Genomic DNA, 13,276 nt, shown 5'->3' with positions numbered 1-13,276 from the left:
CGTAGGGGACCGGCCGTCGGCGCGCGCCCGTCGGGTTGAAACTCACGGCGACGGGTATCTCACCTAGATGCCAACGGGTAAGGGGATCTACGACGAGCAACACCGGGACGATCGCGGTGACACGGGTGGCAAGGGCAAAAACGGTGACGACACCGCCCGGCGGGCGCGCGCCAAGAACGTGCCGGAGGACACTCCGGATGTGGACACCACCGAGAGCACCAGCCAGGAACCGCCCGACTGAGCGTCACTCCGGAGGCTATTCAGCGTCCCGCCCGACACGGCTGCTGTGATACGCCGAGCGGCGGACGTCGGCAAGCCAATTGGGCACCAGGCGGACACCGTCGGCCTCGTGCAGCGCGGGATCGAATGAGACGTCGCGGCCGTGCGGCAGCTTCTGGCGCAGCGACAACCGGGCCAAGGGCTCGAATTCGCCAGTGGCAGGGGATTGTTCGATGTCGAACTGGATTCCGCCACGCTCCAACTGACTGTTCACGCTGTCGAGGGACAGGCCGCCGCCGTCGAACTCGGTGGTCAGCCGTGCCCGCAGCCACCACAGTGCACCGTCGAATCGCAGCGGCATCACGCTCGAGAACGTGATCCCGGTCCAGGAATTGGCCGGCCACAACACAAATCGATTGCCGGCCAGGGTGGAGGCCAACAGCACATCCCATGGCGTGCCGGACAGTTGCGGTGGCATCCGCCAGGCCAGCCCGGCGATATCCGGCACGGAATCCGGTGTCCCGACCCCTTTCGACAGCCTCCCGACGACATCGCACGAGTAGAGCGGCAGCCCTCTGCTGGTGGGCGCGGTGCGCTCGAGGGTGCCGCGTGCCAGCACGCCGCTCGGGTGGAACAGGCGACGGTGTCGCACCGCGGCACCGAGCTCGATCGGCCAGGACGCGACATCGGAGATCTTCATGCCACCGACTGCCCGCCATGGCGGCCTTGCAAACGTGCCGGGCTAGATGCGCCAGAGGGCTTCCTGGCTGACACTCGCGATCAGCGCACCCGCAGCGTCGTAGAGCGAACCGCGCGCCAGGCCACGGGAATCGTTGTGGTTCGCCGACTGCAGCTCGTAGCGGTGCCAGCCGCGAGGCCGGAAAGGGCGATGGAACCAGATCGAGTGGTCCAGGCTGGCGGCGAAGCCGAGGTCCGACCGCAGCGGCACCGTCGGCGGTAATGCCGACGGGACCGGACCGAGGTCGGACAGAAACGCCAGGGTGCACGCCCGGATCAGCGGATCGTCCTCGATCTCGTCCTGCGTGCGGATCCAGAACGGTGAGATCGCGAACTCCGAGGTGTCGCTCGGCATGGTGCGCAGGTCGAACTTGTCGCCGAAATCCATGACGTCGGTCTTCGGGACGGCCACGTCGAACTCCAGCGACGGTGAGGTCTCGGGGGACCAGTCCAGACCTGGCTCGGGCTCGTGGAACGAGGCCATCATCTCCAGGATCACCTTGCCGTCCTGGCTGGCGGTGACGTGCCGGGTGGCGAACGCGCGTCCGTCGCGGATGCGGTCGACGTGGAACTCGACGTCGGCGTTGTAGCTGCCGCCTCGGACGAAGTAGGCGTGCAGCGACTGCGGGAGCTTGCCGTCATCCACGGTGGCCCCGGCCACAGCCAGTGACTGTGCCGCGATCAGGCCGCCGAACAGCCGCTCGGTCGCCCCTCGGCGTGGTTCCTGAATGCAGAAGTCATCGCCGTGGCGGTCGAACTGCAACAGTTGGGCGATCCAGCTCAGCGCGGCCATCGGCCGAGGCTATCAACTGCTTGGTTGGGGCCTCGCTCACACCTTCTCGGCGAAGTATCGCGCGCCGTCGGAGGCCAACCGGCCGAACGCCGCCTTGACCGCCGGCGCCAGACCTTTGAACGGCCATGCGAACAGCGGCTTCGGCTCGATCGCGACGATCCAGGTGAATTGGGTCTGCCCGTCGCCGGCAGGTTCTACGAGGTAGTCCTCGGCGAACCGGCGCAGCGACGGAATACTCGCGTGATCGACGGTGAACGAGTAGCGGCGGCCCTCCTCCCAGCGGAAGAACGTCTCGTGTACCCGGACGACCCCGGGAGCCAGCGTGACCTCGCGGGAGGTGCCGACGCCGAACGGCCTCGGCGTCAACCAGTCGACCTTCTTGACCGAGGGGCCCCATGCGGCCAGGGACTCATCGGACACCAGCGATTCCCACACCTTGTCGGGTGGTGCTGCGAAGCGCTTGCGATAAGTGAAAATGTGCGGAGCCGTCGTGAAGAAATCGGCATCGGCGGGTTCCAGCGTGAACCGGGGCATGGTGTCAGCATGCCGCACGACGGCCCTGCGGGATACTTGGATTCAGGCGCATACCGCGCATACCGGAGAGGGGCTCTATGACGGCGGCGCTCGGCGGCCGCTACCAGCTACGCGGCGTTCTCGGCCGCGGCGGCATGGCCGAGGTGCACGACGGCTGGGACACCAGACTGTCGCGTCCGGTCGCGGTCAAACTGCTCTATCCGGCGCTGGCCGCCGACGAGGTGACGCGTCGGCGCTTCGAGAACGAGGCGCGGGCCGCCGCCGCACTTAACCACCCGAACATCGTCGCGGTCCACGACAGCGGTGAAGACGACGGGACGCCGTACATCGTGATGGAACGGCTGCCCGGGCCGACGCTGGCCGAGGAGATCGCCGCGGGACCGCTTTCCGCCGACCGCGTGCGCTGGGTGCTGACCGATCTGCTCGGTGCGCTGACCGCTGCGCACGGCGCGGGCATCCTGCACCGCGACATCAAGCCCGGCAACGTCCTGATCACCAGAAGCGGTGCCGCCAAGCTCGCCGACTTCGGCATCGCCAAGACGGACGGGGCCGCCCACACGCGCGTCGGGATGGTCTTCGGCACCGCGAATTACCTGAGCCCCCAACGGATCACCGGCCAGCCGGCATCGCCGTCGGACGATCTTTACGCGCTCGGTGTGCTGGGCTACGAGGCATTGACCAGGCAGCTGCCGTTCGAGCGCGAGACCCCGGTGGCCACCATGCGAGCGGTGCTCGAGGACCCGCTGACACCGATTGCGGCAATGCGCCCGGACGTCGATCCGGCTCTGATCCACGTCGTGGAACGCGCGATGTCGCGGGATGCGGCGTACCGCTTCGCCGACGCCGCCCAGATGCGGGCCGCGCTTCACCCGGCCCCGCCTGCGCCACCGGTCCGGCCCGCCACCTTGTTGCTGCCTCCGTCGCTGCCGCTACCACCGCCGCCGCCGCCGCGGCGTTCGCGCGTTCAGATGGCCTTGCTGACCGCGGGGCTGCTGGCCGGTGTGGCGCTGGCGGCCATCCTGTTGGTCTCCGACCCGCCGCCGCAGCGCGCACCCGTCACGCCGGTCACCACGTCTGTGGAGCCGACCGTGCCGGCCGCCACCAGCGTGCCCACTTTCTTGCCGACCATGCCCGAAGACGAATGGGATCAAGGCGGCGACGGCAATGGCAATGGCAATGGACATGGGAATGGCAAGGGCCACGGCAAGAAAGGCCATCAGCACGAGTGAGCCGGTTCTGACCCGATAAAGAGCAAGGCCCAGACCGGATAATTGTGGTCTGGGCCTTGCTTGCACTGTCGGGGTGGCGGGATTCGAACCCACGACCTCTTCGTCCCGAACGAAGCGCGCTACCAAGCTGCGCCACACCCCGCGTGAAGCTCCGACAGCGTATCGCACCGGGTAGCTCGAAAGCCAAACGCCCAGCTGTACGCAGATGCCCGTCGTGTGTGCGCCGATTTCTACCGCAGGGTCGTGCTTCGCGTGGATGCCGACCCTGAGGTAGAAATCGGCGAATCGTTGGCCACGCACCGCGACCCACGAGTAGAAATCGGCGAACCAGCGGTGCGGGATGGGCGGGATGGGAAGGAACCACCCGTCGGCGGCGTTATACGACCCATGACCGTCCTCGGCGCCTTCATCTACCTAGGGTTCTTCGCCCTGGCAGCACTGTGGCTGTTCGTGACGGCCGAGACCGATCAGGCCCAGCTGCCCGAGCGCTCGAATTCCGAGAGCACCGCCGCGGACTCCGAGGTGTCCAACCCCTGGGCCTTGAGCCAGTCCGCATCGAAGTAGGTGTCCGCGTAGCGGTCACCGCTATCGGCCAGCAGGGTCACCACCGATCCGCTGCGGCCGTGCGCGACCATCTCGGACAGCAGGCCGAACGCGCCCCACAGATTGGTTCCCGTCGACGGGCCCACCCGGCGACCGAGGACCCGGCTGGCGTGATGCGCCGCGGCCACCGACCCACAGTCGGGGACAGCCATCATGCGATCGACCACGCCGGGCAGAAACGACGGCTCCACCCGCGGCCTGCCGATGCCCTCGATACGTGAGGACGCTCCCGTGACGACGTCGTCGCGGCCCTGCGCATAGCCGGGGAAGAACGCCGAATTCTCCGGGTCGACCACACATAGCTGCGTGGCGTGCCTGCGGTAGCGGATGTAGCGGCCGATCGTCGCGCTCGTGCCGCCGGTGCCCGCTCCGACCACGATCCACTCCGGGACCGCATGGGGTTCCAGCCGCATCTGCTCGTAGATCGACTCGGCGATGTTGTTGTTGCCCCGCCAGTCGGTGGCCCGCTCGGCATTGGTGAACTGGTCCAGATAGTGCCCGCCGGTCTCCTCGGCCAACCGGTGCGCCTCGGCGTACACCTGTGATGACTCGGCCACGAAATGGCAACGGCCGCCTTGGGCTTCGATCAGCGCGATCTTCGAGCCACTGGTCGAGGCGGGCACCACCGCGATGAACGGCAGGCCCAGCAGCGCCGCGAAGTACGCCTCGGACACCGCCGTCGACCCCGAGGACGCCTCGATGATCGTGGTGCCCTCACCGATCCAGCCGTTGCACAGCCCGTACAGGAACAGCGACCGGGCCAGCCGGTGTTTGAGGCTGCCGGTGATGTGGGTGGACTCGTCCTTGAGATACAGCTGCACGTCGACGTCCTGAGACCAGGCCGCCGGCAGCGGGTAGCGCAACAGATGAGTGTCGGCGCTGCGGCGAGAATCCGCCTCGATCAGCCGCACCGCGTTGTCGACCCACCGACGTGGCCGGGGACGCGACGCGGTACTGGCTGGTTGGCTCACCGGGCCGAGACGGCCGGGCTGGATTGCCCGGCCCTGGTCCCGACATGCCCACCGCCGGTCGGTGCCGCGACGAGCGTCAGCAGAGTGGCCTCGGGGCGGCAGCAGAACCGCATCGGCGCGAACGGCGACGTGCCGATGCCCGCCGACACATGCAACTGCATGTGCGAGCCCCATTTGGACGCGCCCTTGGCTCGCGAGCGGTCGAGCTCGCAGTTGGTCACCAGCGCCCCGTAGAACGGCAGGCACAGTTGCCCGCCGTGGGTGTGCCCGGCCAGCACCAGCTGGTAGCCGTCGGCGGCAAAACGATCGAGCACCCGAGGCTCGGGGGAGTGCGTAAGGCCCAGCGTCAGGTTGGCCGCGCCGTTGGCCCGGCCGGCGATGGTGTCGTACCGGTCGCGCTTGAGGTGCGGATCGTCGACGCCGGCCACCGCGATGTGCAGCCCGGCCACCTCGACGTCGCGACGGATGTGGGTCATGTCGAGCCAGCCGCGCTCGGTGAAGGCCGCGCGCAGGTCCTGCCACGGCAGCGGCTCTCCGTGCGAGCGATGCTCCGGGTTGGTCAGATAGTTCAGCGGGTTCTTCAGCCGCGGCGCGAAGTAGTCGTTGCTGCCGAACACGAACAGCCCAGGCGCCGAAAGCAGTTCACTCAGCGACTGCACCACCGCGGGCACGGCCTTCGGATGCGCCAGATTGTCGCCGGTGTTGACCACCAAATCGGGTTCGAGGCGCGCCAGATCCCGCAACCACGCCTGCTTGCGACGCTGGTTGGGGCGCATGTGTAGATCCGACAGGTGCAGCACCCGAAGGGGCGAGGAGCCCGGGGCCAGTACCGGCATGGTCGCTTCCCGCAGCACGAACGCGTTGCGCTCGATCAGGGACGCGTAGCCGATCCCGGCTACCAACGAACCGGCGGTGACGGCAGCTGCCTTCTTCACTGACATGCACGCCAGCCTACTGCGAACCAATGCTCACGGGGGTGGTGGAGGCCCGAGCACCGGGACGGTGATGGGCGGCAGGCCCGGGATCTCGACGACTGTCTGGCCGATCTCGGGCGGCGGCCCGCCCGGGAACGGGAACGCCACTGGGGGCGGCGGCGGAGCCGGCGGGATCCCGTTGCTGACCTGGATCGTGATGATCGAGCCAGGAATCGTCTGCCCGGCCGGCGAGGTGCCGACAACGGTGCCGTACCGCGCGCTGCTGTTGACCGAGGCGGCGCCGTCGGCCACCTGGAATCCGGACTCCTTGAGCCGCTGGCGCGCGGCCGTCTCGTCCAGTCCGTTCACGGTGGGCACCACCGAGCCGGGGCCGCCGTCGACGTAACGCGGATCGGTCGGTGGCATGACCACCGGACCGAAGTTGTTGGCGATCGGCTTCAGCGCGGTGAACCAGGTGCGGGCCGGCTCGTTACCGCCGTACAGGTCCCCGTCGCCGCACTTGCGCAGCGGGAACGAGCACAGCTCGCCGGGGCTGGTGGAGTCGTCGTAGATGTAGTTCGCGGCGGCGTACTGATTGGTGAAGCCCAGGAACCCGGACGAGCGGTGTGCCTCGGTGGTGCCGGTCTTGCCCGACATCGGCAGATCCCAGCCGACCGACCCGGCCGCGCCGGAGGCGGTACCGCCGGCTTGATCGTCCTTGCTCATCGCGTTGGCCAGGGTGTTGGCCAGGCCCTCGGGGACCGCCTGCTCGCAGGTCTCGGTGGTCACCGACACCTCCTGGCCGCGGCGGTCGATCACCTGGGCGATCGGGTTGGGCGGGCACCACGTGCCGCCGGAGGCCAGGGTCGCCGCGACATTCGAGAGCTCGAGTGCGTTGACCTCGATGGGACCCAGTGTGAAGGAGCCGATGTTCTGGCGTTTGACGAAGTCGGCCAGGCTCTCGTTGCTCTCGGGGTCGTAGTCGCGGGCGGTGCCGGGCATCGCGTAGGAGCGCAGGCCCAGACGCACCGCCATGTCGACCGCGCGCTGCACGCCGATCTGCGAGATGAGCTTGGCGAAGGCGGTGTTCGGCGAGGTGGCCAGCGCCTTGGTGACGTCCATGCTGCCGCTGGTGCCGCCGACGTTGCTCACACACCAGGTGGCGGCCGGGCATCCAGGGGTGTCGCTGCTGCCCAGCCCCTTGGCCTGGAAGAAGCGGGGCACCTGAAGCTGGGTGTTGATGCCCATCCCCATGTCCATGGCCGCGGCGGTGGTGAAGAGCTTGAAGATCGACCCGGCGCCGTCACCGACGAGGGAGAACGGCTGCGGTTGCATCGTCTCGCCCGCGTCGGTGTTGAGGCCATAGGTGCGATTGCTGGCCATCGCCAGGACCGGATGGGATTCCTTGCCGGGTTTGATGACGCTCATGACGCTGGCGCCGTCACCGGTCGGGCTGGCGACGCTGTCGACCGCGGATTTCACCGGGATCTGTACGTCGGGATCCAGCGTGGTCTTGATCAGGTATCCACCCTTGGCCACCTGCTCCTTGGACAGGCCCGCGCGGGCCAGGTATTCCAGCGCGTAGTCGCAGAAGAACGCCCGGTCACCGGCTGCGATGCAGCCGCGCGGCAACTGGTTGGGCTGCGGCAGGATGCCCAGCGGCTCCTGCTTGGCCGCCCGCAGCGCCTCGGCCTCCTGCGGGATGTTGTCGATCATGGTGTCCAGCACCAGGTTCCGCCGGGCCAGGGCGCCGTCGGGATTGGTGTACGGATCGAGCGCGCTGGTGGACTGCACCATGCCGGCCAGCAGGGCGGCCTGCTGCCAGTTGAGCTCGGAGGCGTTGACGCCGAAATAGGTCTGTGCCGCGTCCTGAACGCCGAACGCACCGTTGCCGAACGAGACCAGGTTCAGATAGCGGGTCAGGATCTCGGGCTTGGTGAACGTCTTGTCCAGCGTGAGCGCCATGCGGATCTCACGCAATTTGCGTGCCGGTGTGGTTTCGATCGCGGCGCGGCGCTCGGCATCGGTCTGTGCCACCACGAGCAGCTGATAGTTCTTCACATACTGCTGCTCGATGGTCGAGCCACCGCGGGTGTCGGAGTCTCCCCGCATGTAACCCGTCAGGCCGGTCAGCGTGCCCTGCCAGTCCACGCCGTTGTGCTCGGCGAAGCGCTTGTCCTCGATCGAGACGAGGGCGAGCTTCATGGTGTTGGCGATCTGATCGCTGGCCACCTCGAACCGGCGCTGTGAATACAGCCAGGCGATCGTGTTGCCCTTGGCGTCGACCATGGTCGAGACCTGGGGAACCTCACCCTCGACCAGGGCGGCCGAACCGTTGGCCACCACGTCGGAGGCCCGGTTGGACATCAGCCCGATTCCACCCACCACAGGGAACATGAAGGCGGCCGCGAGCACGCTGGCCAGCAGGCAGCACCAGGCGAGCTTGATGATGGTGACCGCTTGGGGTGGCTGCGCGGGCGGTCGTGTCGGCGGCTCCGGCATGGGTACAGAGTAGCTATCTCGCTGAGGGCGGTTGCCCGCGAGCGGGGCGTACCGACACATCGCGCTTGCCTGCAGAAATACCGCAATGTGCCCAAACACCGGTCAGACGGCACGGCCGTCCCAAAAAAGTGGTTCGCAAACTGTTGCGTTAATACCCTCTGACCACCTAGCTTGGACACACAGTGCGATCCAGGTAACACAGGCTGGCGCAATGTGGCGTAGATCGCAATGGCGTTCTACACCGGAAGGTTCAACGCCCGCCATCTGGGGAGATGGCTGGAACGAAGGGATCGCTGGTGTCAGGTACAAGGACTGTCGCAGATAAGACGAACGCTTCCGCCCCAGCCGCCAACTTGGTCCACCGAGGCGAGGGCGAAGCCCGGATCGCCTGGGTGTCCCAGGCCAGGTGCCGTCAGGCCGACCCGGATGAGTTGTTCGTCCGCGGCGCCGCACAACGCAAAGCCGCGGTGATCTGCAGGCACTGCCCCGTGATCCTCGAATGCGGTGCCGATGCACTGGACAACCGCGTCGAGTTCGGTGTCTGGGGCGGGATGACCGAACGCCAGCGTCGTGCGCTGCTCAAGCAGCATCCCGAAGTTATTTCCTGGGCCGAGTTCTTCGCCGCCCAGCGCAAGCACCACCGCAGCGCGGTCTAGCCTCGGTGCACCTACGCGGGCTCATCCGGCCCGCGCGCGCCAGAACGCAGCCGACCGTAGTGTATTCGGTTGTGGCACATGGTAATCAGCAGCAGTGAGTGAACCTGCGAGAAGTCGTCGCCACCACCGCCGAGGACCGGACCGGGTGGCGGATTCCGGCATCCTCTATCTGCTGCGGCAGCAGGACCATCGGATCGATGACCTGTGCGGGCATTCGGCCTGGACCCGCTGGCCCACACCGAGCCCGACGCCGGCTTCGAACTCTGGAACAAGACCGGGACCATCTCCGATGCACGCATCGACATCGGATGCGTCGGGCACCCTGCCGGCGGACGCCGGGTGGGCTACGCCGTCCTGGCGAACTGGGCCTGGGGTGAGGACCACCGCGATCCATGCCTGGAGGCGATGGGAATGCTGGGCAGCGAAATCCGTCGTTATCTGGAGAACGCCGGTCAGGCGGCGTCGGCCGCCTCTCCGGTGATCTGATCGGCGATCGCGCGCAGCGCGTCGAGATCTGACACATCGAACGGCAGCGACGGCACGCCGACGATCGCCACATGCGGGTTGGCGCCGGTGAACCGGGACAGCAGACGGACCTCGCGCTTGGCGGTGTGTGCCCGGTCGGCATGGATGCGCAGCACGGCCGCGGCCAGCGAATCCGGATCGTCGGCCGCCAACTCGTCAGCGGCTTCCTCGGCCTTCTCGGCATGCAGATCGCACAGCGTGGGATGGGTGCGGTTGAGGATCAGCCCGGCCAGCGGCATGTGCTCGTTCGACAGCCGGTCGACGAAGAACGAGGCCTCGCGCAACGCATCGGGCTCGGCCGCCGACACCACCACGAACTGGGTGCCGCGGCGCTTGAGCAATTCGTAGGTGCGGTCGGCCTTCTCCCGGAACCCGCCGAACGTGGCGTCCAGTGACTGCACGAAACCTGCTGCATCGGAAAGCATTTGCGAGCCCAGTACGGTGGACAGGGCCTTCATCGCCAGCCCGACGGCGCCGGTGACCAGCCGCCCGATGCCGCGGCCCGGCGCCAGCAGCATCCGCCACAGCCGGCTGTCCATGAAGCTGCCCAACCGCTTCGGCGCGTCGAGGAAGTCCAGCGCATTGCGCGACGGCGGGGTGTCCACCACCACCAGATCCCACTTGTCCTCGGCCAGCAGCTGGCCGAGCTTCTCCATCGCCATGTACTCCTGCGTGCCCGCGAGCGACGTCGCCACGGTTTGGTAGAACTGGTTCTCCAGAATGGCGTCGGCGCGGTCGGATCCGGAGTACTGCACCACCATCTCGTCGAACGTGCGGCGCATGTCCAGCATCATCGCGTGCAGCTCACCGGTCACCTCGGGCGCCAGCGGTACTCGCTGCGGGGTGTTGCCCAGATCCTTGATGCCCAACGCCTGGGCCAGTCGCTTGGCCGGGTCGATGGTGAGCACCACGACGGTGCGGCCGTATTCAGCCGCCCGCAGCGCCATCGCGGCCGCGGTAGTGGTCTTGCCGACTCCGCCTGCGCCGCAACAGACTACGACGCGGTTGGCGGTGTCGGACAGGATCGCGTGCATGTCAAGGGTGGGCGGTTTGGCACTCACTATCGGACCCCCTGCTGTTCGAGTGCTTCGGCGAGTTCATACAGGCTCCCCAGGTCCACGCCGTCGGCCAGCGCGGGCAGTTCGAGGCGGGGTACGTCGATGGCGTCGAGCTGTTCGGCGCTCTCCGCGCGAGCCGCGATCCGGGTGGCGTGCTGGATCGACTCGGTGAGCAGGCCTGCGAAATCATTGTCCGCCAACGTGATTCCGGCCTTGTTCAGGCCGGCACGGACCGCGTCGGCGTCGATGTCGCCCTCGGCGGCCTTGGCCAGATCCTCGGTCGGCAGGTACGCCGGGATGTTGCGGTTGACGATGACGCTCCCGATCGGCAGCCCCATCTCGGTCAGCTCCTCGATCGCCTCAAGCGTCTCCTGGATCGGGAGTGCCTCCAACAGCGTCACCAGATGAATGGCGGTCTGCTCGGAGTGCAACAGCTTGACCACACCGTCGGCCTGCGAGTGCACCGGCCCACCCTTGGCCAGGTCGGAGACCGCCTTGGTGACGTCCAGGAACCGCGAAATACGGCCTGTGGGAGGGGAATCCACCACCACGGCGTCGTACACGCCGCGCTTGCCCTTGGCGTCCTTGGACGTGCGCGTCACGATCTCTTTGATCTTGCCGGTGAGCAGCACGTCACGCAGACCGGGCGCGATGGTGGTGGCGAACTCGATGGCCCCGATGCGGCGCATCGCCCGGCCGGCCAGGCCGAGGTTGTAGAACATGTCGAGGTATTCCAGGAATGCGGCCTCGATGTCGATGGCGAGCGCGTTGACCTGACCGCCCCCATCGGCCGTGGCGACCTTGACCTCCTCGTACGGCAGCGGTGGCACGTCGAACAGCTGCGCGATGCCCTGGCGCTCCTCGACCTCGACTAGCAGCACCTTGCGGCCGCCGGCGGCCAGGGCCAAAGCCAGCGCCGCAGCGACGGTGGACTTGCCGGTGCCGCCCTTGCCCGTTACGAAATGCAGTCGGGCCTTGGTCAGCCGCGACGGCCAGCCGACATGTTTGGCGCCGCTCTCAGTGGTTGCCACCAGTGCATGCTAACCAAGCCTGTGTGTCCGACCGATAAGCTCGGCCCATGAGCGAAGCGACCAAATGGGAATACGCCACGGTCCCGTTGTTGACCCATGCCACCAAACAGATTCTCGACCAGTGGGGACAGGACGGCTGGGAGCTCGTCTCGGTGCTTCCCGGCCCGACCGGCGAGCAGCATGTCGCCTACCTGAAGCGGCCCAAATGAGCGTCAGCGCCCGGCTGACCGAGCTCGGCATCGAACTGCCCGACGTGGTGGCCCCGCTGGCCGCCTACGTGCCCGCCGTGCGGACCGGCAACCTGGTCTATACCGCTGGTCAGTTGCCTATCCAGGCCGGTGAACTGCAGGCCACCGGCAAGGTGGGCGCCGAGGTCAGTCCCGAGCAGGGCAAGGAGCTGGCCCGGATCTGCGGCCTCAACGCGCTGGCCGCAGTGCACGCGCTCGTCGGCATCGACTCCGTCGTCAAGATCGTCAAGGTGGTCGGTTTCGTCGCCTCCGCGCCCGGCTTCAACGGACAGCCCGGCGTCGTCAACGGCGCCTCTGAGCTTTTCGGTGAGATCTTCGGCGAGGCGGGCGCGCACGCACGGTCGGCCGTCGGCGTGTCGGAGCTGCCGCGTAATGCGCCGGTCGAAGTCGAAATCACCGTAGAGGTCGCGTGACGGCTGGGTCTGATCTGCAGCACCCGGCTTACGGGCTGCTGCGGCCTGTCACCCAATCGGCCTCCGTACTCCTGTGCGACAACCCCGGCCTGATGACGTTGGAGGGCACCAACACCTGGGTGCTGCGCGGCCCGGGCAGCGACGAGATGGTCGTCGTCGATCCCGGCCCCGACGATGAGGCCCACATCGCCCGAATCGCCGAATTGGGCACCGTCCCGTTGGTGTTGATCAGTCACAAGCACGAGGACCACACCGGCGGCATCGACAAGCTGGTCGAGTTGACGGGCGCCACCGTCCGTTCCGTCGGCAGCGGTTTCCTTCGCGGCCTGGGTGGCCCGCTGACCGACGGTGAAGTGATCGATGCGGCCGGGCTGCGGATCAAGGTGATGGCCACCCCCGGGCACACCGTGGATTCACTGTCGTTCGTGCTCGAGGACGCGGTATTGACCGCCGACACCGTGCTTGGGCGCGGCACCACCGTCATCGACACCGAGGACGGCAGCCTGCGTGACTATCTGGAATCCCTGCGGCGCCTGCAAGGCCTGGGCGCCCGCACGGTACTCCCCGGACACGGACCCGACCTTCCCGATCTCCAAGCGGTGACAGCGATGTACCTGACCCACCGCGAGGAGCGGCTGGATCAGATTCGGGCAGCACTACGGGAACTCGGTGAGGATGCCTCGGCCCGCATGGTCGTCGAGCACGTCTACACCGATGTCGACCAGAAACTCTGGGATGCCGCGGAGAAGTCGGTGCAGGCCCAGTTGGATTACCTGCGAAGCTGACTGAACGCCGAAACGGCATTCCAGCAGCTTGTTACTCGAACAAATGCTGCCGGAATA

General features: G+C 67.4%; 15 protein-coding genes and 1 tRNA gene. 7 read left to right on the top strand and 9 right to left on the bottom strand.

The window, feature by feature from the left end:
- The first annotated feature begins 67 nt into the window (after positions 1 to 67).
- Positions 68 to 241, top strand: coding sequence for a hypothetical protein (locus QQ25_RS31155; RefSeq protein WP_165612151.1), 174 nt, complete (start codon positions 68 to 70; stop codon positions 239 to 241).
- Positions 242 to 256: 15 nt separating this feature from the next.
- On the opposite strand, the gene QQ25_RS28730 is transcribed toward QQ25_RS31155, so the two are convergent.
- From QQ25_RS28730 to QQ25_RS28720, 3 genes are read right to left on the bottom strand one after another with little or no spacing between them, the layout of a single operon-like run.
- Positions 257 to 919 carry a hypothetical protein gene (locus QQ25_RS28730; RefSeq protein ID WP_039325856.1) on the bottom strand — a complete coding sequence of 221 codons (663 nt, stop codon included), beginning with the start codon at positions 917 to 919 and terminating at the stop codon, positions 257 to 259.
- Between the two features lie 42 nt (positions 920 to 961).
- Positions 962 to 1,750, bottom strand: coding sequence for an acyl-CoA thioesterase (locus QQ25_RS28725; protein ID WP_039382455.1), 789 nt, complete (start codon positions 1,748 to 1,750; stop codon positions 962 to 964).
- Positions 1,751 to 1,786: 36 nt separating this feature from the next.
- On the bottom strand, positions 1,787 to 2,284 hold the full coding sequence (locus tag QQ25_RS28720; RefSeq protein ID WP_039325852.1) for an SRPBCC family protein: 498 nt from the start codon (positions 2,282 to 2,284) through the stop codon (positions 1,787 to 1,789).
- 77 nt (positions 2,285 to 2,361) lie between these two features.
- Here QQ25_RS28720 and QQ25_RS28715 point away from each other — a divergent pair, with 77 nt between their 5' ends.
- Positions 2,362 to 3,513, top strand: coding sequence for a serine/threonine-protein kinase (locus tag QQ25_RS28715; protein ID WP_039382454.1), 1,152 nt, complete (start codon positions 2,362 to 2,364; stop codon positions 3,511 to 3,513).
- A 68-nt stretch (positions 3,514 to 3,581) separates the two neighbouring features.
- Here the strand turns inward: QQ25_RS28715 and QQ25_RS28710 are convergent.
- The 4 genes from QQ25_RS28710 to ponA2 all read right to left on the bottom strand — a co-directional run bounded on the left by QQ25_RS28710 (position 3,582) and on the right by ponA2 (position 8,503).
- Positions 3,582 to 3,655: transfer RNA gene (locus QQ25_RS28710), tRNA-Pro, on the bottom strand.
- A 325-nt stretch (positions 3,656 to 3,980) separates the two neighbouring features.
- Positions 3,981 to 5,087, bottom strand: a complete 1,107-nt coding sequence (cds1, locus tag QQ25_RS28705; protein WP_039325849.1) for an L-cysteine desulfhydrase Cds1 — start codon at positions 5,085 to 5,087, stop codon at positions 3,981 to 3,983.
- Positions 5,084 to 6,028, bottom strand: a complete 945-nt coding sequence (locus QQ25_RS28700) for a metallophosphoesterase (protein WP_039325847.1) — start codon at positions 6,026 to 6,028, stop codon at positions 5,084 to 5,086. The genes cds1 and QQ25_RS28700 overlap by 4 nt, the downstream gene beginning before the upstream one ends.
- 27 nt (positions 6,029 to 6,055) lie before the next feature.
- The gene (gene ponA2, locus QQ25_RS28695) at positions 6,056 to 8,503 is read right to left on the bottom strand and encodes a transglycosylase/D,D-transpeptidase PonA2 (RefSeq protein ID WP_039325845.1); all 2,448 of its coding nucleotides are present in this window, start codon (positions 8,501 to 8,503) and stop codon (positions 6,056 to 6,058) included.
- Between the two features lie 296 nt (positions 8,504 to 8,799).
- Here ponA2 and QQ25_RS28690 point away from each other — a divergent pair, with 296 nt between their 5' ends.
- Together QQ25_RS28690 and QQ25_RS28685 are read left to right on the top strand one after the other, a co-directional pair.
- Positions 8,800 to 9,159 (top strand): WhiB family transcriptional regulator, encoded by a 360-nt coding sequence (locus QQ25_RS28690; protein ID WP_039326996.1) that lies wholly within the window; start codon positions 8,800 to 8,802, stop codon positions 9,157 to 9,159.
- Between the two features lie 204 nt (positions 9,160 to 9,363).
- Positions 9,364 to 9,645 carry a serine hydrolase gene (locus QQ25_RS28685; RefSeq protein ID WP_039382452.1) on the top strand — a complete coding sequence of 94 codons (282 nt, stop codon included), beginning with the start codon at positions 9,364 to 9,366 and terminating at the stop codon, positions 9,643 to 9,645.
- Here the strand turns inward: QQ25_RS28685 and QQ25_RS28680 are convergent.
- Positions 9,612 to 10,745, bottom strand: a complete 1,134-nt coding sequence (locus QQ25_RS28680; RefSeq protein ID WP_039325842.1) for an ATPase BagB — start codon at positions 10,743 to 10,745, stop codon at positions 9,612 to 9,614. The two genes, QQ25_RS28685 and QQ25_RS28680, sit on opposite strands and share 34 nt — an antisense overlap.
- Positions 10,745 to 11,776, bottom strand: coding sequence for an ATPase BagA (locus tag QQ25_RS28675; RefSeq protein ID WP_198530901.1), 1,032 nt, complete (start codon positions 11,774 to 11,776; stop codon positions 10,745 to 10,747). The genes QQ25_RS28680 and QQ25_RS28675 overlap by 1 nt, the downstream gene beginning before the upstream one ends.
- A gap of 44 nt (positions 11,777 to 11,820) precedes the next feature.
- Here QQ25_RS28675 and QQ25_RS30715 point away from each other — a divergent pair, with 44 nt between their 5' ends.
- Genes QQ25_RS30715 through QQ25_RS28665 form a run of 3 tightly spaced genes read left to right on the top strand, consistent with a single transcriptional unit; the run spans position 11,821 to position 13,219 of the window.
- Entirely contained in the window at positions 11,821 to 11,982 is a 162-nt protein-coding gene (locus QQ25_RS30715; RefSeq protein WP_088305483.1) for a Sp36 family protein, read from the top strand.
- Positions 11,979 to 12,434, top strand: coding sequence for a RidA family protein (locus tag QQ25_RS28670; RefSeq protein WP_039382450.1), 456 nt, complete (start codon positions 11,979 to 11,981; stop codon positions 12,432 to 12,434). Before QQ25_RS30715 ends, QQ25_RS28670 begins: the two co-directional genes overlap by 4 nt.
- The gene (locus tag QQ25_RS28665) at positions 12,431 to 13,219 is read left to right on the top strand and encodes an MBL fold metallo-hydrolase (RefSeq protein WP_039382448.1); all 789 of its coding nucleotides are present in this window, start codon (positions 12,431 to 12,433) and stop codon (positions 13,217 to 13,219) included. The genes QQ25_RS28670 and QQ25_RS28665 overlap by 4 nt, the downstream gene beginning before the upstream one ends.
- Positions 13,220 to 13,276 lie beyond the last annotated feature (57 nt).

Source organism: Mycolicibacterium setense (assembly GCF_000805385.1).
Lineage (GTDB): Bacteria > Actinomycetota > Actinomycetes > Mycobacteriales > Mycobacteriaceae > Mycobacterium > Mycobacterium setense.
The sequence above is the reverse complement of the archived record's forward strand: the minus strand, read 5'-3'. Positions and strand labels throughout refer to the sequence as shown.

What these genes read in the sequence shown, in the direction of transcription:
- QQ25_RS28720 (WP_039325852.1), bottom strand. Translation starts at nt 2,284, where the DNA reads ATGCCCCGGTTCACGCTGGAACCCGCCGATGCCGATTTCTTCACGACG.
- QQ25_RS28715 (WP_039382454.1), top strand. Translation starts at nt 2,362, where the DNA reads ATGACGGCGGCGCTCGGCGGCCGCTACCAGCTACGCGGCGTTCTCGGC.
- QQ25_RS28670 (WP_039382450.1), top strand. Translation starts at nt 11,979, where the DNA reads ATGAGCGTCAGCGCCCGGCTGACCGAGCTCGGCATCGAACTGCCCGAC.
- QQ25_RS28700 (WP_039325847.1), bottom strand. Translation starts at nt 6,028, where the DNA reads ATGTCAGTGAAGAAGGCAGCTGCCGTCACCGCCGGTTCGTTGGTAGCC.
- QQ25_RS31155 (WP_165612151.1), top strand. Translation starts at nt 68, where the DNA reads ATGCCAACGGGTAAGGGGATCTACGACGAGCAACACCGGGACGATCGC.
- QQ25_RS28730 (WP_039325856.1), bottom strand. Translation starts at nt 919, where the DNA reads ATGAAGATCTCCGATGTCGCGTCCTGGCCGATCGAGCTCGGTGCCGCG.
- QQ25_RS28725 (WP_039382455.1), bottom strand. Translation starts at nt 1,750, where the DNA reads ATGGCCGCGCTGAGCTGGATCGCCCAACTGTTGCAGTTCGACCGCCAC.
- QQ25_RS30715 (WP_088305483.1), top strand. Translation starts at nt 11,821, where the DNA reads ATGAGCGAAGCGACCAAATGGGAATACGCCACGGTCCCGTTGTTGACC.
- ponA2 (WP_039325845.1), bottom strand. Translation starts at nt 8,503, where the DNA reads ATGCCGGAGCCGCCGACACGACCGCCCGCGCAGCCACCCCAAGCGGTC.